This window comes from bacterium (genome assembly GCA_035549195.1).
In the GTDB taxonomy this organism is placed as follows: domain Bacteria; phylum Oederibacteriota; class Muellerivitia; order Muellerivitales; family Muellerivitaceae; genus DASZRK01.
Map to the genome: position 1 here is coordinate 56,738 of DASZRK010000080.1, position 19,288 is coordinate 76,025.

At 52.1% G+C, this 19,288-nt stretch carries 18 protein-coding genes; all 18 read left to right on the forward strand.

From position 1 onward, the window contains the following. The first annotated feature begins 9 nt into the window (after positions 1–9). The 18 genes from VHE12_14130 to VHE12_14215 all read left to right on the forward strand — a co-directional run bounded on the left by VHE12_14130 (position 10) and on the right by VHE12_14215 (position 19,273). Positions 10–837 carry a FliA/WhiG family RNA polymerase sigma factor gene (locus tag VHE12_14130; GenBank protein ID HVZ81922.1) on the forward strand — a complete coding sequence of 276 codons (828 nt, stop codon included), beginning with the start codon at positions 10–12 and terminating at the stop codon, positions 835–837. Continuing rightward, positions 797–2,479, forward strand: a complete 1,683-nt coding sequence (locus VHE12_14135) for a FapA family protein (protein HVZ81923.1) — start codon at positions 797–799, stop codon at positions 2,477–2,479. Before VHE12_14130 ends, VHE12_14135 begins: the two co-directional genes overlap by 41 nt. A gap of 7 nt (positions 2,480–2,486) precedes the next feature. Beyond that, positions 2,487–3,134 (forward strand): hypothetical protein, encoded by a 648-nt coding sequence (locus VHE12_14140; protein ID HVZ81924.1) that lies wholly within the window; start codon positions 2,487–2,489, stop codon positions 3,132–3,134. A 197-nt stretch (positions 3,135–3,331) separates the two neighbouring features. After that, on the forward strand, positions 3,332–3,769 hold the full coding sequence (locus VHE12_14145; GenBank protein ID HVZ81925.1) for a hypothetical protein: 438 nt from the start codon (positions 3,332–3,334) through the stop codon (positions 3,767–3,769). Between the two features lie 3 nt (positions 3,770–3,772). Next, positions 3,773–4,072, forward strand: coding sequence for an EscU/YscU/HrcU family type III secretion system export apparatus switch protein (locus tag VHE12_14150; GenBank protein HVZ81926.1), 300 nt, complete (start codon positions 3,773–3,775; stop codon positions 4,070–4,072). 32 nt (positions 4,073–4,104) lie between these two features. Next, positions 4,105–6,195: a hypothetical protein gene (locus tag VHE12_14155; GenBank protein ID HVZ81927.1), complete on the forward strand. Its 2,091-nt coding sequence runs from the start codon at positions 4,105–4,107 to the stop codon at positions 6,193–6,195. Next, a complete protein-coding gene (locus VHE12_14160; protein HVZ81928.1) occupies positions 6,185–7,738 on the forward strand; it encodes a fibronectin type III domain-containing protein in 1,554 nt (517 codons plus the stop codon). The genes VHE12_14155 and VHE12_14160 overlap by 11 nt, the downstream gene beginning before the upstream one ends. 9 nt (positions 7,739–7,747) lie before the next feature. Further along, complete coding sequence (locus VHE12_14165; protein HVZ81929.1) at positions 7,748–8,533, forward strand: flagellar hook-basal body protein; 786 nt, start codon at positions 7,748–7,750, stop codon at positions 8,531–8,533. 112 nt (positions 8,534–8,645) lie between these two features. Next, on the forward strand, positions 8,646–9,440 hold the full coding sequence (gene flgG / locus VHE12_14170) for a flagellar basal-body rod protein FlgG (protein ID HVZ81930.1): 795 nt from the start codon (positions 8,646–8,648) through the stop codon (positions 9,438–9,440). Positions 9,441–9,453: 13 nt separating this feature from the next. Then, complete coding sequence (flgA, locus tag VHE12_14175; GenBank protein ID HVZ81931.1) at positions 9,454–10,416, forward strand: flagellar basal body P-ring formation chaperone FlgA; 963 nt, start codon at positions 9,454–9,456, stop codon at positions 10,414–10,416. Positions 10,417–10,434: 18 nt separating this feature from the next. After that, on the forward strand, positions 10,435–11,052 hold the full coding sequence (locus VHE12_14180; protein ID HVZ81932.1) for a flagellar basal body L-ring protein FlgH: 618 nt from the start codon (positions 10,435–10,437) through the stop codon (positions 11,050–11,052). Between the two features lie 59 nt (positions 11,053–11,111). Beyond that, the gene (locus VHE12_14185) at positions 11,112–12,179 is read left to right on the forward strand and encodes a flagellar basal body P-ring protein FlgI (GenBank protein HVZ81933.1); all 1,068 of its coding nucleotides are present in this window, start codon (positions 11,112–11,114) and stop codon (positions 12,177–12,179) included. Positions 12,180–12,187: 8 nt separating this feature from the next. Continuing rightward, on the forward strand, positions 12,188–12,661 hold the full coding sequence (locus VHE12_14190) for a rod-binding protein (protein ID HVZ81934.1): 474 nt from the start codon (positions 12,188–12,190) through the stop codon (positions 12,659–12,661). Then, complete coding sequence (locus VHE12_14195; GenBank protein HVZ81935.1) at positions 12,658–13,077, forward strand: MerR family transcriptional regulator; 420 nt, start codon at positions 12,658–12,660, stop codon at positions 13,075–13,077. Before VHE12_14190 ends, VHE12_14195 begins: the two co-directional genes overlap by 4 nt. A gap of 70 nt (positions 13,078–13,147) precedes the next feature. After that, on the forward strand, positions 13,148–13,435 hold the full coding sequence (locus tag VHE12_14200; protein HVZ81936.1) for a flagellar biosynthesis anti-sigma factor FlgM: 288 nt from the start codon (positions 13,148–13,150) through the stop codon (positions 13,433–13,435). Positions 13,436–13,438: 3 nt separating this feature from the next. Then, on the forward strand, positions 13,439–13,924 hold the full coding sequence (locus VHE12_14205) for a flagellar protein FlgN (GenBank protein ID HVZ81937.1): 486 nt from the start codon (positions 13,439–13,441) through the stop codon (positions 13,922–13,924). A gap of 10 nt (positions 13,925–13,934) precedes the next feature. Beyond that, complete coding sequence (locus VHE12_14210; GenBank protein HVZ81938.1) at positions 13,935–16,220, forward strand: hypothetical protein; 2,286 nt, start codon at positions 13,935–13,937, stop codon at positions 16,218–16,220. A 725-nt stretch (positions 16,221–16,945) separates the two neighbouring features. Then, positions 16,946–19,273: a flagellar hook-length control protein FliK gene (locus tag VHE12_14215; GenBank protein HVZ81939.1), complete on the forward strand. Its 2,328-nt coding sequence runs from the start codon at positions 16,946–16,948 to the stop codon at positions 19,271–19,273. Positions 19,274–19,288 lie beyond the last annotated feature (15 nt).

Here is a 19,288-nt window from a genome sequence, read left to right on the forward strand (position 1 = left end):
CAGGAGTCCATGCCCGCGGATCGTTCGGCGTCCCTCTGGTCAAGGTTCCTCAAAAATAAAGCCGATCTCAAGGTGCGGGACGAGCTCGCGAAGAGTTATTTTTTTCTCGTGGAATCAGAGACCCGGAGAATGTTGGCGCGGTTACCAGCAAGGGCTTACTGGGAGAAAAAGGACGATCTTGGGTCCGCGGGCGTCATTGGGCTCCTTCAAGCCTTGGATCATTTTCAACCCCCAAAAGAGAAGCGGAGCGATCCGGGAAGGGCATTCGAGGCCTATGCCCGCTTCAGGATCCGTGGACAAATGTTCGATGAGTTGCGGACCCTTGATTTTGCCAAAAGGAACCTCCGAAAGCAGGCCAGGACCATCCAGGAGGCCGAACGGAAATTAGAGGCCAAACTGGGCCGGTCTCCGCGGGAAGAAGAAACGGCCAAAGCCATCGGTATTCCGTTGGATGAGTTGTATGAATGGATAGCTGAAATCAATATGTTGAACCTTCTTTCCTTGGATGCCCAAAGGGTCGAGGGGGGGGAAGGGAAGACCTGGGCAGAAATACTGCCTGACACGCGTGCCGAAAATCCCCTTGATAAAGTTGAGAAACAAGAGAAAATTGAACTTGTTTCCCTTGCCTTGGGTCGGTTGGGCGAACCAGAACAGAAAGTCCTCCACCTCTATTATGTGGAATTACTCACTTTCAAGGAGATCGGTAAGGTCCTCCGGGTGAGCGAGTCCAGGGTTTGCCAGATTCATCACATGGCCGTTTATCGTTTGCAGGAACTCGTGGACGAAAGGGGGCTGCATGCCAACAGCCAAGGACGCCAACGGCTATCTGACCATTAAGACCCAATCCGATGGTATTTTTTTGACCGTTTTTCCCCCTGTTGGAAAAGGGGTCAAGGCAACTTTGGACGACCTGAAAAGGGAGATCCAAAAGGTGAACGTGACCCCGGACAATCCGGCCACACTCTCGGCGATCCTCCAACAAGCTTCAGGAAAACCCCAAAAGATCGCGGAGATCAAGAAGGTACCAGGTCAGGAGAATGTCTTCGTTGAGATCAGCGACGATGAAATGCAAGCCAAACTTACGGTTGTCCCGCCCCAGAGCGAAAAGGATCATTTCACCAACATCGATGACGTCCGAGGCGCACTCCAGCGTAGGGGGGTGGTCTATGGGCTTGACGAGAACAAAATGGCCGAGCTGTCCGCCAAGTTAAGCCAGTTCGAGGGCGCCAAGAATATCAATGAGCCGATCGAGATGGATATCGCGCTTGGCACCCCTGTTACCAATGGGGAGGACGCCCGGCTCGAGATACTTTATTCGCAGACGCCCCAGGAGGCGACGCCCGCCGCACCCGAAGAGACGGAAGACGGGCGGGTCGATTATCGTGCCGCCCACAAGATCGACAATACCGCCAAAGGAACCTTGCTCGCCCGCAAAATCCCACCGACCAAAGGGCTGACGGGCATGACGGTCACTGGCAAGACCCTTCCGGCCATCGATGGCAAGGATGTGGATGTGACCATGGGAAAAGGGGTGGTGGTCAATCCCGAGAACAAGGATGAATGGATCGCTGATAATGATGGACAGGTCATCATCAAGGACAACAAGATCTCGGTCCTGGCCATTTATGAAGTTCCGGGCGATGTCAACCTTTCGACCGGGAACATCGACTTTGTGGGGACGGTGACCGTTCGGGGCGATGTGAAGGACGGGTTCAAGGTCTTTGCAGGCGAAGATCTGATCGTCAATGGCGTGGTTGAGGGAGCGGAATTGAAATGCAATGGGAAATTATCGATCGCCGGAGGGGTCAGCGGCAACGATAAGGCCAAAATCGTTTGCGGTGGCGACGCTAATATTAAATACATCCGTAATGCCATCGTGGAGGTGGCTGGAAGTTTGACATCGAGCCAAGCGATCATGCACAGCAAGGTAACGGTGGGTAAGAAGGTCAATGTATCCGGCCAAAAGGGCGTTATTGTGGGCGGCCAGGTCATCGCAGGTGAACATGTCCATGCCGCCTCGATAGGCTCGAATTTTGCAACACCCACGGAGATCGTCGTGGGCGAGGCGGTGGGACTTCGGGACGAGCTTCAAAAAATGGACATCGAATTGAAGGCGTCGCTGGAAAACCTGGACAAAACAAAGAAGGGAATCCAATTCCTTAAGGATCTTCAGACCAAAATGGGGGGGAACCTTCCTCCTGAAAAAAAGGAACTACTGACAAAATTGACGCGGGCTCAATTCAAGTTGATGGCGGACAGCAAGAGTATGGCCGAGAAGAAGCAGGAATTGGAGCGGAAGGACCAGGAAGGCGCCGAAGATAGGAGGCGCCATGCGAAGGTCACTTGCATGGGTGTCATCCACACGGGCGTCAAGATCACCGTCAACAAAGCCAGCCGCCAGATCTCGGAAGAATTGAAATATTGCACATTGACCGAGTCCGGTGGTGAGGTCAAGGTCGGTCCATTCAAAGGGAATTGAGGCGAGAATGGAAATCTTTTCCGTCCTTCAAATCGTGTTCGATGCAGTCCTCCTCTTTGGACTTCTTTTTGTCTTCCATTATTCGGTCAATCAATCCCAAAAGAAAGGCGAGGAGGCCCAGATCGTCAAAGACCTTCAGGTGGATGAGATCCGTGGGAATCTTCAGGAACTCTTAATGACCCTCAAACAACTTGGGAAAGAGGTCTCGGAGAATCTCCAGGAGCAGGTTCGGGATGCCGAAGCGAAAACCGAAAAGCTTAAAAAAATGGTCACAAAATTGGATAAGGACCTCGAGAAAGTCCTGCGGTTGTCCGAGGCGGTCGACCAGGAACGTGACCACTTACAAGAAAAAGAAGCTCTTCTCAAGGCTTCGAAGAAAAGCAAAGGTTCCCCTCGAACCACACGAGAGGTAGAGGACCTTGCTGTCCGTTCTTTGCCGAATCCTCGCAATCAAACGGTCGATGCTTCGGAAACGGTCTTGGACGGCTTTTCAGTGGGGGGCGGTTCTTTTTCCCCTAAAGTTCTTAAAGAAGTTTATCGGTTGGCGGACACGAAGAGCGACCTTTCGGATATTGCTCATAAGACGAAACTGAGCCGGGCCGAAGTCCAATTGATCTTGAATTTGAGGGGGAACCGCTTTTCGACGCCGAATTAGGTCGAGAACCATGCGGTAACTAGATGGATCAAGGGGAATCTTTCGCAAGGATTGTGAAGCTTTCGGGACCCCTTCCGACAAGTCGGGGTCTGGAGCCGGTGGTCCAATGGGGGAGGGTCCTTGCGGTGGTTGGGCCGGGACGTTATTTGATATCCGGGGCTTCGGGAGTTAGGGTGAGTGCGGTTGGGGAGACGGGTTTGAAGGTGGGTGATCCTGTCAGGGTCTTGCCGTCCCCTTCAGCGACTCAAGCTGTGGACCCGTTATCGGAACCTGGACAACCCTGGACCGCATTCATCCCGCTTGGCTTTGGAGGGGCAAAGGCTGCCGCGAGATTGAAAGTTTATGTTGAGAAACAACGATTGTCGGTGAAGTCTGGGTCGGCGGTTTACCTGGTGCTGGAGTGCGAAACGGAACTCCAAAGGATGACGCAGTGGAGCCTTTATTTGAGGGGCCGATCGGTGGCTATCCAGGTCTTTCCCGGCGAAGGGGTGGAACCGAGCGATTCGCTCCTTGGATCGATCTCTGAAGTGGAGGAGAACCTGAAAAAAAAGGGCTTTTTCTTGACCAGTCCAACGGTGATCTTGAAAAGGAAGTTCTCTGTTCCGCGTGGGTTTCATTTGAACGTCAGGGGATAAAGAATGAGCCCGGAGGCGCGTCCAAGACGCAAGCCGGCTCGAAAGACGGCGGTCGCACTTCAATATGATAGGGCCAAGGGTGGCGCGCCGAAGGTGGTGGCCAAGGGTAGCGGGTTGATCGCCGAACGGTTGATCCAAATGGCAAAGGATCATCGGATCCCGATCCGGGAAGACAAATTGCTTGTGGAGGCGCTGGAACAATTGAACGTGAACCAAGAAATTCCTCCCGAACTTTATCAGGTGGTGGCGGAGATCCTGGTTTCGGTCTATCGGGCCGAAAATAATTTGAAGCAGTCAAAATAAACGCGCCAATCGGCGGAAAGGGTAGTTCCAAGGTGCCAAAAATTACCAAGGGAAGCAAAGGTCTTGGGGCGGTTTTAGGGGTTTTGGCCTTATGGTTCATCGCCTTGCCTTCGAATGGCTGGTCCCAAAACACGGAGCTGATCTTCGGCCAGAAAAATTCCTTCGGGATCGGTCCGCGAGCGATCGGCATGGGTGGTGCTTTCGTTGCGGTGGCTGATGATTCATCGGCCGCCTATTGGAACGTGGCCGGATTGGCTCAGTTGAGCTCTTACGAGATAACCCTATCGAGCGCTCCGGTCTACTTCACGGACCAAGTGAATGGAAAGCAGGCTTTTGGATTCCCTTGGTACGCTTCGATGCAGTTGATGATCCCGGTGGCCAAGGAAAACACCCTTGGCATCTCCCTTTTTCGCCCGTTCCATCCCCAATACGACTTTTACTCAGGAAATGCGACCCTATCCACGAGCCAAAGGTCTGAGGGGAGTTATCTTCTCAACCCAACCTTCCAAGAAAGCGACATTGTTCTTTCTTATGCGGCACGCTTTTCGGCGGTACGTAATTTCTCGGTCGGTGTGAACATCAAACGATTGACCAATGACCCCTATTATATCCGCTACTTTGGTTCGGATTCCCAGACGGTCACCGTCCTTTCCGATCCCGTTCGCGTCATCGGTTTCGGTGTGGATATAGGGCTGCTCTATCGGATACCGATCACGAAATATTCCGAGGAATTTCGGATCGGGTTGGCTTTGAACGATCTTGTCAGCCGTGCTCAATTTTCAAATGGATTGGTCATCAATCATCCGCCGGTGAGCTTCAATGTTGGGCCTGGTTTTGAAACACAGATCCCACCGGTGATCGCTTTGGGGATAGCCTACAAGAACAATTTCATATTCAAGATCAGGAACATAACGGCTTTTGATTTTGATCAGATCTCAGATCCCCGATTCGATGACGCACACAATAAATACATCCATTTCGGTACGGAATTTTGGTTCTTCAAGGATGTTTTGGGGGTACGGGCGGGGTACTCATCCCCCTTGAGCCGTCCTGGGGATATCAGTTTGGGTGGAAGTATCAGGGCCTTGAATGGAGATTTCCAATTGGATGCCGCGTATCTTCAGCCTGTGGGCCCGACGTTCGACATCAATGGCGGCCTGACCCAGAGCAATGCATCCGGGATCAACTATGAGCCTTTTTATATTGGCGCTACCTACCGCTTTGGCGGTGGGGAAGAGATCCCGCCTCCGAAGGTAAAGGCTTTTGTCCGCCCGGCCACATTCACTCCTTCGCAAGGTGAAAAGGCGACTTTCTACCTTGATACGACGGAAGATGTCACTGTCAATCGCTGGAGTGTCCTGATCTATGATTCGAACAACCACTTGGTCCGAGGTTTGAGAGGGAGCGGTTCTCCGCCCACCCAACTGATCTGGGGTGGCGAGAACGATCATTACGAACCTTTATCTCCCGGGGTCTATACGTGGTCGTTCCAAGTGGAGGATCAGTTGGAGCATATCGGATCGACCCCGGTGCAAACGGTGGAGATCCTGGGCCCCTCCGAGGCCGGACCGGCCAGGGATCCCACGAAGCTTTATCAAATCCGTCAACAGCAGGCGGCTCTTTTGGCACAAGAAAGACAGCAACTGACCGACCTTGCCACTAGAAGCCTGCGGGATCTTCTGGGGCTTGTAGAAGCTACTCCGACAACGGCTAATGCCCAAGCAACCCAAGCATCGACCCCATTGGCGGGGAGCTATCCCGCTATGGGTTTGGAAGGTGTCAAGGCCTTGACACCCGGGGAGGGGCTCAATAGCCACCGTGAAATAGATCCGAATGGAAATAGCGTTCTAGTGGTTAGCTATAAATCCAAGCTAAATGACGCCAACTACGTCATGCAGGAAGCGGCGGATGTCATGAAAAATGATGTGAAAACCACCGGAACTAAGGATTTTAAAACGATGTTAGTTAATGTATATTATGGGGCCCAGGGAAATGTCCTAAGCATGAAGGCCAATACAGAGGCGATCGCCAATTTTGAAGGTGGTCGGATTGATTTAGCGCGGTTGAAACAGCTGTCCGATATTTCGATCAATGGGATAAAGGTGGGACCGAATGGCCAATAGGCTTTTAACCCTTTACTTTTTGGTCGTTTTTGCCGTTTATTTGCCTGTTTTTGCGGCCTTTGACAAGGGTGGAGTTTCAGGGATCGGCGCCCGCCCGTTGGGTATGGGCGGGGCGTTTAGTACGATCGCCGATTCAGGCGACGCTGTTTTTTACAATCCGGCGGGGTTGGTCCAGGTCCTGAGGCCGGAAATCTCCGGTATGGGATCGGTCCTTTTGAACGGTAAAGAGGACCTTTTTGAATTGGCCTATGTCCAGCCATTCGGGGACCAGATGGCGTGGGCCCTTTCTACGCAACAGTTGTTCTTTACGGACGGCTCGGAGAACGAGCGTTTATACATCGGGACTTTTGCGGCCCCCTTGGCAGTGGATAAGTCGATCTCCTTTGGCATCAATATCAAACTGTATGGTGTGGATTCCGCTACCCAGCCTGGTCAACAAGCCAGCGGGTTGGGGTTGGATATGGGGTTTTTATACCACTTGCCGATATTGGACCCCCGTTATGGCAAGCAGTTCAATATCGGTCTTTCGGCGGAGGATCTGGACACCAAGATCCGCTATCAAGCCGGAAATGAGGACCCCATTCCTTTGCGGGTGAGGGGCGGGATCAGTTACGAATTTACCGATGACCTAGTCTGTGCTTTTGAATTCTCCGATTTTAACGACCCGAACCTTGCCAATCACAACACGCTTCTTCTTGCTGGGATCGAAGGGTGGTTCTTCGAGGATCAATTGGGCTTGAGAACGGGTTACACCGGTTTTCAAACGCTTGATGGGCAATTTACCGCAGGAATCAGTTATCGATCCAAGACCTGGGGCATCGATTACGCCTATATTGGTCATGCGCAGTTTTTGGGTTCCTCCCACCGTATTTCAGCCAAGTGGATGTTCGGCGATTCCTTCCTGGGCAAGGTGAAAAGCTTTATTCCGGAAGGCGTCAATGCCGTAGTGGAAGGGGACATCATTTCCTTGCGTTGGACGAATTCACCATCCCTTTCTTTGGCCGGATACAATGTTTATTTCAGCAAAACATCGGGTGGCGGATACATCAAGATCAACCAGAAGCCGATAAAAGGTAATTACTATTCCTTGCATGGACTGGAAAAGAACACTAATTATTATTTCGTCGTGACTTCTGTCACCAATACGGTGCCCCCTACGGAAAGCCAATATTCCATGGAAGTGGTGGCTGGAACGACTTCTGCCCCTGTGGCGCCGGCAGTGGTCCAAAGTGAGGTGCAGAACGAAGGAGTCATCGATATCGCCAAGCAAGAGGGTATGTCGGGATGGGGTGATCCAGGTAAGAGTGGTCTCAAAGGCTACAATGTCTACATTTCCGAGGTTTCGGGAGGTCGCTTTGACAAGGTCAATGCGCAGCCTTTGGGCAATGTCCCGACCTACTTGGTCCGAAAGTTGAAAGTCGGACAACGTTACTACTTTACGTTCACGTCCGTTTCTGCGGATGGTGTTGAGAGCGCGCATTCGAAAGAGGTTTCAGCGGTTGCTTTACCCTATAACACGGTCGTTCAACCGGCCGGTAAATAAGGAGTCGCGATGCCCAGTGGTCTTTATATCGCAGCGTCGGGGATGGACTCGACCTTGCTTCGCCAAAATGTGATCGCGAACAATTTGGCGAATGTCGATACGGTCGGGTTTAAACAAGATCGGACCGCCGACCTCGCCTTCCCGACCTACTTGATCGCCAGGATCCATGATCAAAAAATGTCGGTCCTGGATGGGACCGCCGAGGTTCGCCCTGCCCTGGGATTTGCTGGGGGAGGCGTGGTACCTCAAGAAGTGGCGATCGATCATTCCCAAGGTGCTCATTTAGAAACAAAAGCTCCCTTGGATTTTGCTTTGAATGGACAAGGATTTTTTTCGGTTCTCGATCCTTCCGGGAAAACCCTTCTGACAAGGGATGGGAGTTTTAACCTGGATGGGAATCAAAGACTGGTCACCAAAGATGGGTTGCCCGTGCTGGGACACAATGGGGAAATATACATCGATGGGAACCAAGTAACGGTCGATGAAGAGGGGAACATTAGCGTTGACGGAAAAGGATTGGATCAGCTCTTGGTGGTCAAGGTCCAGGACCCGGGAGGTCTTAAGAAGATAGGCCATTCGCTTTTTGAGGTCCGGCCGGGGAATAAAATTGATATGGCCCCGGACAACATCCAGGTCCAGCAAGGTTTTTTGGAACAATCCAACGTCAATGCGATAAGCGAAATGGTCAATATGATCGACACTTATCGATCTTACGAACTTAATTCGAAGATCATTTCTACCTACGATCATTTGATGAATCAAGCCGCGACGCAGATAGGAAGTTTGAGGGTCTGAAGATAGTTAGTTGTTAAACGGCCGGACTGCATTGCAGGGGCCGTTCTATCGCCGAACGATCGAGGCGATGGAAAGGGCGGGTCTTTTGTCCCGCCGACTCTAAGGAGGCTTTATGCAGTCACTTTACACGGCGGCCACCGGTATGGCCGCCCAGCAGCTGAACATTGATACGATTTCCAATAATCTGGCCAATGTCAGCACCAGCGGATTCAAAAAGCAGCGGGTCGAGTTCCAAGACCTGCTTTACCTGAACCTAAAACCTTCAGGGGCCCCGACTTCCCCCGAAACGAACACTCCCGTAGGACTTCAAGTGGGCGAGGGCGTAAAACCTGTGGCGACCCAGAGGATCTTCACCGAGGGAGCCATTCAAAATACCAACAACCCATTGGACATCCTGATCGAAGGCGATGACAGTTTCTTCCAAGTGACATTGCCGAACGGTGAAACGGCCTATACTCGCGATGGGTCCTTCAAGCGTGATGGGAATGGAAACGTGGTCACGTCCGATGGTTACTATCTGGATCCATCGATCCAGATCCCTGCGGACGCTTCCCAAGTTCAGATAACTCCGACCGGACAGATCCTCGTCCAAATAGCCGGTTCATCCCAACAAACCCAAATCGGACAATTGGAATTGACAAGATTCGTGAATCCGGCTGGATTGGAAGCCAAGGGACATAATCTTTTCATGGCGACGGCCGCCTCCGGGGATCCGATCCAAGGTACGCCTGGGTCGGTCAGTTTCCCCACGGTCCAACAGGGATCTCTGGAATCGTCGAATGTGGATGTGGTCACGGAAATGGTGAACCTTATTGTGGCCCAACGCGCCTATGAAATGAACTCAAAGGCGGTTTCCACCTCGGACGACATGATGATGATCCTGGCGAACATGAAGCAATTTCCTTGATAACGCTTGAGCCATGAAGGTCTTTGGGATTTGGACCATGATCGGGGTGAGTTGCCTGGCCTCTCTGGGGCATGCCGAAGTGATCCTGCGATTGTTGGATAGAGCGACGGTTGTGGGGCCTCGGATAAGGCTTGGGGACATCGCCGAGGTTACGAGCGCCAAGGGAAAGCCAAACGCAGTTTTATCCAACTTGGATGTGGGAAGGGCGGCTCCGCCCGGGAAAACGGCAGTGTTCACCCGGTCGGGGCTAATCCTTTCCCTCCGGCGGGAAGATCTTTTTCAACCGGGAATGAAGTTCGGGGGGGCAGATAGGTGTTTGGTCCTGACCCAGAGCCAAAAACTCGAACCCGAAGGTCTTTTGCCAGACATACAAAACTTCGTCCAAAAACAGACCGGGGAGGACCCTGGGTTTTTGGCGGTGGGGTTCGAAGGGTCCCCTAAATCATTGGTTCTGCCGGCCGGAGATGTCACCGTTAGATTGAAACCGAACGTGTCCGGCCGCTATGAAGGGATAATGACCCTTCAAGCGGATTTGAGTGTTGATGGACGCTTTATCCGCACAACAACGTTCCGTATCCGTGTGGATCGGTTTCGGCCGGTGGTAAAGACGACACGGGCGGTTGAAAAGGGAGAAAAGTTCACATCGAAAAACGTCGCTTTGGCGCGGTTCCCGGGCAATTTCAGTTTGAAAGGCGGGTTTACCGACCTAAAACAAGTGTTGGGGCGGTTTTCGTCCTCGGCCTTGGCACCTGAAACAATGCTGCGGGTAACCGATCTCTATGATCCGCCGGTCATCGTTCATGGACGGGTGGTGGAGGCCGTGGTCCGGAAGGGAAATGTCGAGATCTCCGTTCAGGTAAGGGCCATCGAGGATGGGAAGATGGGGGATGTGATCCGAGTTGAGAATACTGATTCCCATAAAATACTGAAGGGTAAGGTGTTGGACGAGAAGAAAGTGTTAGTAGAGGGGTCTTGACCCCGGGAGGTTTTGGAGATGATGCGTTTTTTAAGATTTTTGACGTTGTTTCTTCTTTTTTTATCCGTGATTTCTAGGTCTTTGGCCGACTCCCTTTATCCGGCCGAGGGAACTAATTCCATTTACAATGAAAAACGTGCTAGACGGGTGGGGGATGTCATTACGGTGCTTATCAATGAGAGCACAAATGCCACTCAGGCGGCTAGCAGCCAGAATCAAAAAGCTTCAAGCTTGGCGTTGGGAGCGGGATCCGGTTTCCTTGGCGCGGGGGTTTACGGGACCAACATTTTGAACACCAATAGCCAGGTGGGTGTGGGAGCAAGCGCGGCCCATCAGGGGCAAGGAACTTCCAGCCGAAGCACTACGGTGACCGGACAAATGACCGCTAAGATCATTTCGGTCCTCCCGAGCGGTAATTATCAGATCGAAGGAAGCCGTTATGTGGAAGTCAACGAGGAAAAACAAACCGTTGAAGTGACCGGGGAAATCCGTCCGGACGATATCTCTAGTGATAACACGGTCTCTTCGTTGCGGATCGCCAATGCCAAGATCAAGTTAACGGGAACCGGGCCGGCGTCAGAAACGGCCAAGCCAGGACTTTTGACAAGGGTCCTGGGTTGGCTGGGCCTTTTCTAGCCACTTTCAAAGTAGGAGTGACCATGCTTGGGAGAATCGTTTGTTCGCTGGTGATCCTAATGACCTTCAACCCGCTTTGGGCGGCTCAGGTCCGGTTGAAGACCATTGCGCAGGTCAAAGGTGTCCGTGAGAACCAATTGATCGGTTATGGATTGGTCGTTGGTTTGCAACGGACCGGTGACACGCAAAGGGTCAAGTCGACGCTACAAAGCATAACCAATATGCTTTCTCAATTCGGGATCGTGATCAAACCGGCCGATATCCGGACACAGAATGTTGCGGCGGTCATGGTCACGGCCCAATTACCACCCTTGTTGAAATCGGGTGATAAGATCGATGTGACCGTTTCCTCTGTCGGGGATGCCCGTAGTCTGCAAGGCGGGACTCTTTTGATGACGCCATTACAGGGTCCGGACGGGCAAGTCTATGCCGTGGCCCAAGGTCCGTTGGCGGTCGGTGGTTTTTCCGATAATACGGGTGAATTTCCGTTGGTGCAGGTCAACCACACGACAGCTGGAAGGGTGCCGAATGGTGCCTTGGTCGAGCGTGAAGTGCCTTCCACCTTTGTGGATAACGATACGGTCACCATTTTGCTGGACCATCCGGATTTTGGACAAGCTTCTTTGGTGACCCAGGCCATCAACCAGCAGTTCGGTGAGCCGGTCGCGAAAGCGGTCGATGGAGGCCAGGTGGATGTGAAGATCCCTTATAACTACCGAGACGATGTCGTGGCTTTTTTGGCCGCGGTCCAGGATGTCTCGGTGGCGACGGATTCACCCGCCAATCGCGTGGTCGTGAATGAAAAAACTGGGACCGTAGTCCTTGGGCAGGACGTTCGCATCGATGCGGTCGCTATCGCCCATGGAAATCTTCGCTTGGTGATCAAAAAGACAACCCAAATCACTCACGATGCCGTTTTTGGACACGATGAACTGACCCACACCACGACGGTTTCCTCCGATGACCTTGGGAAGAAAGGGAACTTGGTGGTCCTGCCGGAAGGCGCCACTTTGATGGATGTCGTCGAAGCGGTCAACGCAGTCGGCGCCACACCACGAGACCTTATTTCGATCCTTCAGGCTGTCAAGGCGGAAGGCGCCCTGCACGCCGAGTTGGAGATACTTTAGGAGTCGTTTTGCCACCGATCCCAGCTTCCATTATGCCTGTGTTTCCTTCGGGGACCTTTCAGGTTTCCGACTTGGCTTCCTTTGGGAAATTTGGGAAGGCCTTTGCCCTCAACCCCGGAATGGCCTCCAACGCGGTCAATCAGGTCATGATGGGACAGTCGGGACTGAATTACCTGACCTTGGCGCAAGGTCCACAGGGTCTGAATCCCCTGAAGGGGCCGGTATCCCACTCAGATGCCGAGATCAAGCAGGTCGCCAAGAACTTCGAATCCATATTTCTTGAGATGATGATGAAAGAAATGCGTAATTCGGTCCAGAAATCGGGGCTCATGGGAAATTCCAGGGGCATGGAGTTTTTTGAAGGTATGTACGACGAACAGTTAAGCCGCCAATTGTCCGCCGGTGGGGGTATTGGCTTGGGCCAAATGGTCTATGAAAAATTGAAAATGGCGACCGTTCCTCATCAAAAAATCTTTTCATGAAACTGGCCAATTGTTCCCGTTGTGGGCTGGTCTTTGCCTTCGTTCCGGGAACACGTGATATTTGTCCCACCTGTATTCGTCGGGAAGATGAGGATTATCTGAAAATTTTCCATTATTTAACGGAGCGGCCAAGTGCCTCTGCACCTGAGATCGCCGACGCCACCGGTGTGGATATAAAGGAAATACTCCGCTTTGTTAGGGAAAATCGTCTTCGATTGGTCAAAACTGGCGTTGATCTCCAATGTGAAAGTTGCGGGGCATCAGTTACCCAAGGAAAACTATGTGATTCTTGCGTAAGAAAGTTGACAACTGAAATGAAGGATGAAGTTGGAAAAAGCCCTAAAATGACCCCAAAAGACCCGCCAAAAGACCTCACCCGCGATCCTAAATACCTGAAGGACCGTAGGGGCCGTTAATTTAGCCTTTTAAACTCAAGTTTTTACCCAAAACTCCGTTAGGTAAGCCAGCAAACCTAAGGAGATTCCCATGCGGATCGATTCGTTCCAAAACATCCCTGCCGTTCTTCAGTCCTTGAACGCTCAAAAGGCCATCAAATCAACCAGGGAGATCGAAGAGAGGCCTTCTTCGGTGACGTTAAGTTCCTTTGCCGAAACTCTTCAGGCCTTGCAAAGAGAGGCGGGGAAATCCACCGCTGCCAGGGCCGATCGCGTCGATCATTTGTCCCAACAAGAACAGTCCGGTCGATTGAATATCCAGACGGAAAAATTGGCGGAGAATTTGGTGGACGGCCGGATCATCAATTTTAAAGGTTGAAAAATGACGGAAACGACCCTGTCCTTGATCGAAGCGATCGAGAAGGAAACGGTACACTACAGACGGTTGACCGAATTGGGTGAAGCCCAAAGGGGGATATTGGTGTCCGGAAAGATGGAGCCATTGAATGAAAATATTCGGCTCCAAGAAAAAGAAGTCTTTGCCTTGGGTCCCTTGGTTTCGGCCAGGGTCGAACTGTTGGAAAAAATGGGCCGCCAAACGGGGCAGACAAAGTTGGATCTTAAGGAGGCCCTCCGGTTGGCCCCTGCTGGATTATCAGGGCGCATGCGAGAGGTGGTCGGCCGATTGCTGGATGCGGTAAAAAAATTAGACGAAACAAATAGGGTGAATGGCAAGCTTTTGGGCAATGCTGCTTCGTTCGCCTCTTTTACCCTGGAGGCGATCCGGGGCACGAGGAAAAAATCAACTTTTTCCCCTATGGCGAAAACCGAAAGCGAAAAGCCGTCTTTTGTGAATCGAGTGGTTTGAGGGAGCTGAAATGATAAACAGTTACCAGAGCCTTTATACCATCACCAATGGTTTGATCTTGCAGCAGCTTCAGCAAGAGATAAATGCTTCAAATATCTCCAATCCATCCCAGGATGCGAATGGATATTTGATCAATAGTCTTCAAAGAGTGAACCCGGGCCAGGGGGCCCCTCTCATCTTCGGGGGAGCCAATGGCAATTTGGCCGTTGGAACCGGCCCTACCCTGCAGTCGATCACCCGATTACGCGATTCGTTTCTGGATGCCCAGATCCAGAACGAGAGTTCGGTCCTCGGGTTTGCGGAGGTCCTGGCCAATACCTCGGCTTCTGGAATACTCGATCGGATCAATGCCATCGTGAATGGAACGAGCACACTTGATGGTTCATTGAGTTCATTTGCGGCCGCCTGGGGTAACCTCGCCGCTGATCCACTCAATGCGGCCCTGCAAAATTCAGTGGTTCAAGCAGGGAAAAATTTCGCCCAAACCGCCAATTCGGAGTACGCCCAACTCCAAGACCTTTTGAATTCCAATGGTGCGCAGATCCAATCGACCGTCGCCAAAATCAATGGGATCCTTGGACAATTGAATTCCATTAATAAACAGCTACTAAATTCCCAGGGCGCCAATGTGAATGGTCTTTTGGATGTCAGGGATTATGCCCTGGATCTTTTGTCCCGTCTTATAAATATCCAGGTTAATTTTGGGACGGCGGGAACAGTTGATGTTTTTCTCGCGAATAGCTCGCTTACGTTACTTGATAATTCTGGGAGAGCACTTTTTCAAACAAATGTTTCCAATCAGAATTATCCGGGAATGGTTGGTGTGACGATTCAATCGCCACAAGGGGGCTTTTATGGTGGGTCCAATTCTTCGGGGGGGCCTGTCCCGAACGACCTTTCCCGATTGATAACCGGAGGGAATTTGGGCGGGGAACTTCAGGCCCAAATGATCATTCATGATTATCAAAGCAAGGTCGATCAAATCGCTTTTTCGACCTTATCCGTTACTAATAGCATCCATGAGGCGGGTTATGCCGGAGATGGAGTGACGACCGGGACGGCCTTTTTTTCCGGTTTGAGCGCACAAGACATTGCACTTAATCCAGCCTTGTTGGCTAACGGCAATCTGGTTGCCGCATCTCTTTTCCCTAACTTTGACCCAAATTATGCTGCGGCCAATCCCGCCACTCCCGGGATCACCTATCAAGGGACCATAGCTGAATACCTTTCAAACCTCCCGAATTTATTGTCGAACAATTTCATGGAAAGCAATTCGCCGGTTGCTTTGGCCTATTTTGATCCGACTGTCACTCTCAATACGCCGGGTCTTCAAAAAACACCAACGAGCGGTAATTTTTCGGTCAATGGAGTGTCGGTCACCTACAATGCGGCAACCGATACGATCGATACGATCCTGGCGAAAATCACTCAAGCCGATCCGAGTGTTTATGCCGTTTATAATGCACAAACGTCTCAGTTCTTCCTTTATTCCCAAAAACCGATAACCGTCAGTCCTGGGACGAGCAATTTCGTTTCCGGGATAAATAATTGGAGTTTTTTAGCCAATTATTTGACGAGCTCGATCCGTATGAATAGTTCCTTGAACCCGCTATTTTCTCAGATCGATTATTATGAGTTCACTTTGCCTGTTCCCGATCCGTCGAGCCTGAATTCGACATTGCCGAGCACAACGCAGTTCAATACGGGCCCCAACTCCATTTCCTTTAAGATCGTTCCAAGCGCAAATGGGACCTTCTCTTTATATCCGCCGTTGCCTACAGGGAACCAATTCAATTGGGATAACACGATGTCGCTTGGGGCTATTGGCAACATGATAAGTGCCTTTTATGGGGCTGCTAATGTGACCTTTAGTTGGGATTCCAACACGCAAACCCTTTCTTTGATCAATTACTTGCCCAATCCCATGAATATTGTTGATGTGACCGGAAATTTTACCCAGTTCACTGGACTTAATTCGAGCCAGCCGCTTGGGAGCCTTTCTTCCGGTCTTTTAGGGCGGGTTGATTCGGATCTTTTGACGGCGAAAGCGACGGAAAGCCAAGCCGCGAATTCTTTACAGCAATTGAACACCGCCCAGGCGAACATCGCTGGGGTATCGACTTCCGGAAGCACTCCCGGAGTTCCCATTGCCAATATCCAACAGCAAGCCATGCAGGACCTCATCACCTATAACGCCATGCTTCAGGTCCTGCAGGTGATCGACCAGATGTACGCGGACCTAGTCACCATGACGGGGAGCAATAACACGGGTAATTTTTTCCAGAATAGGGCTTAAGGGAAACGAACTTGAAGCGGATCGAAGACCTTCTCAATTCATTGCTGACCAAGCCCCAAGACAAGACCGGGATTTCTACGGGCTCGCCCGCGAAAGGGGCCGGGGAACAGAGCGCCACCTTCGGTCAGGTCCTTGCCCAGATCACCCAAGGTCAGAATGCCGTCGGGAACCAGGGGTTGAACGCCCCTACGGGATCCTCCCAGAACTCCCCGGCGGCTCTTAGCGGCCCACACACGAATTTGGTCCCCGGGGTCGTTGCCGATTCGTTCCAAGGATCGGTCTCCCAGGTCTCGATAACGGTCACCGAGACCCTTCGGAACGCCACCCGGGATCAGGTTCGACAAGCTGAGCAAACCCTTCAGAACCTCATGACGGGTCTTTTGACCCTTCTGCAAGGGCTTTCCGCCTCTGGGGCCTCGAAAGGGATCAGCCAAGAGCAGGCCCAAGCCCTAAACGCGAGCTTGGAGTTGACCCCTGCGGACCTTCAATCGATCTCGAACCTTCTACAACCTTTCACTCAAAAGCTTCCGGAAGATCAAAATCCGTTTTCATTGGATAGGGACCAACAGGCAAGGCTCCTAGCCCAAATGGTCCAACAAATGCTGAGTGCCCAACAGGTTCTTTTTGGGACGCCGGGGCGGGGGAATGGTGATCAGGCACAGTTTTCTTCCATACAGGGCATTGGTCAAACGGCAAGGGTCACTGGATCTACCACTATCCTTCGATTGAGCTTTTCCGATCTCCAAGTGAACGCGTTCCAAAACCAAGAGGGCCAATCGAGCCGGATCTCCATCGATATGGAAAGCTTCAAAATGTCCGCGACCTTCATCCAGGCCGAGTCGAAGGGCCGACCGCTGGTTTTGCCCCAAGGCATGACCGCCTTGAACGACTCGAACATTTCGGAGGATCTGACCCAAAAACTCCAGCAAGCTCTTGCCGCCGTCCAAGATCAGCAGGGTCCAATGCCTTCGAATCAGTCGAATTCTTTCAACCAGGTTCTGAAGCCCGAAACATTGGCCAATTTCAAAGAATTGGTCCAATTGCTCATGCAATCCGGGGTGACCCGGGCCGCTCTGACCTCCTTCATGAACCGGAATCAGGAAAACGCGAACCAGAACCCGAATAATCCCTCGGCGCCCTTGGGCGAAAGGGGCCAGGTCTTGGCCCCGAAAACGCCCAGCGAAATTCTTTTGTTGCCGGTTGAAGGGGCTCCGAATGTTTCCTCCACGCCTACTTTCGAGGTCTCGCGGAATTTGGCTTCCCAATTGAATCAAATTTCGTCCCAGCTGACGGAAGGGAACGTGGCTGTCGTTCCGGCCTCGAACGGAGACCTGAGCCCGCAGACTTCGTTGCGGTCGGAAACGACCGTTCAAAGTTCCTCGGCTTCTCAAGGGGAAGTTCCCCCGACAACCGCGTTTGGCCCCGTAGGCGTTCTTTCGTCTGCCCTCGAACCGAACCCTGAAATGGTGGGCCCGATTCATCCTTCGGCCCAAAGCGTGGGGAACGCGCCATTCATGAGACCGGCGGGGAACGTTCAAACCCACCAAGAGATCCAAGACAAGGTCATCCAAAACGATAATGTTTCTAAACTGAACACGGCTTCACTCCACGCAACGCAAGGGAGTTTGACCTTTGGGGACCTTCATCCTTTTTCCAGCCAGGTCTATACTCTGAACCAAGTGACAGGATCACAAGCTGCGACACAATTGAACAGCCCGATCCCGGCCGTTTTGAGTGGGAGTCCCTCGGTGCCCCAAAACACTCCTGAGGTTCCTCCGGTCGAGGTGGCCTTGAGAACGCAGACCATCAAAGCTGAAGTTACGGCTGCTTTGGATCTAGGACGATCGACGTCCCGGAGTGCGAATGGGAATACCCCAGCACTCCAGGTTGGAGGAGAGATTTCTCGATCTTCGACCCAATCGGTCTTGCCGATCGAGGTTCTTAACAATCCTACTCTGCCCGAGCCAACAGCTACCAATACTGGGCTGAATGAGACAAAAATTCCTGCGGTTGCGGCATCCGATTTGTCGCCCAATTCGATAAGTATTCCCACGAGCGCATCCCAGGCGGATCTGTTTAAGGGGAACCTCCAGACCACCGTTCCGAACGACCATGGAGTCACCGATACTTCCCGTCCGGGGACATTGCCCCATACAGTGCCGGCCCCAGCCTTGATCCCAGCTCCGGGACCTGCGTACCAGGGCCAAGTGGCGCAATCCCAAGGGATGATACCTCCAGTGCCGACCTCCACCACGCCCCTGGTCCCGTTCACGGCCACAGCTGGCGAGGGCCTAAAGGCGGAACTACAACCGCAGATGTTGCAAGGAACCTTGAACGCGGGACGAACGGTCCCGGTGGGGTCCTTCCAACCTGATCAAACCATCAAAGTTCAAGCCCCGGAAGGCGTGACACCGATCGTTTCTGTTACAGGAACCGACTCCTCTAATCAGGTTTTGTCGGCAACCGATAAGAGTGATCCAAAAGATACAACTTCTTTGGATATCGCCACCCTTCTTGCCTCGACCGGATCAGGGGTCTCCCGACCTGAAGATTCTTTGAAATTCGCCCAAAATATGAATAATTTGTCCAATAACCCAAGGTTTTCCATGGACCAGAACCAGATCTATGACTTGGTTTCGGCCCAATTGACCACCCAACTAGTTCAGGCACGGAATGTCTCCCGCCTTAACTTTCAGCTTGTCCCAGAATCCCTAGGCAAGGTGACCGTCCAAATAGCGCTGGTGGATCAGTCCCTTTCGGCGAGGATCTTTGTTTCCAACCCCGAGGTCCGGGAAGCCGTCCAGAACCATTTGGTCGATCTCCGGGCCAGCCTCAGCCAAGCGGGCCTCCAGATCGATCAACTGCAAGTCCAAGTCCAGGGGGGCGGGGCCAATCTTTTGGGCCAGTATTACCAATATCAGCAGGAAGGATCGTCCTATCGAAGCCCCATTTATGAGGCCGCGGTGGGGCAGGGGGGGCCTGAAAACCTTGAAAATACAGGGGTTTTGGCTTCTTCGGGCCGTTCCTTAACCCTGGTCGATCTTTTGGCTTAAAGGCCAAAAAAGGGT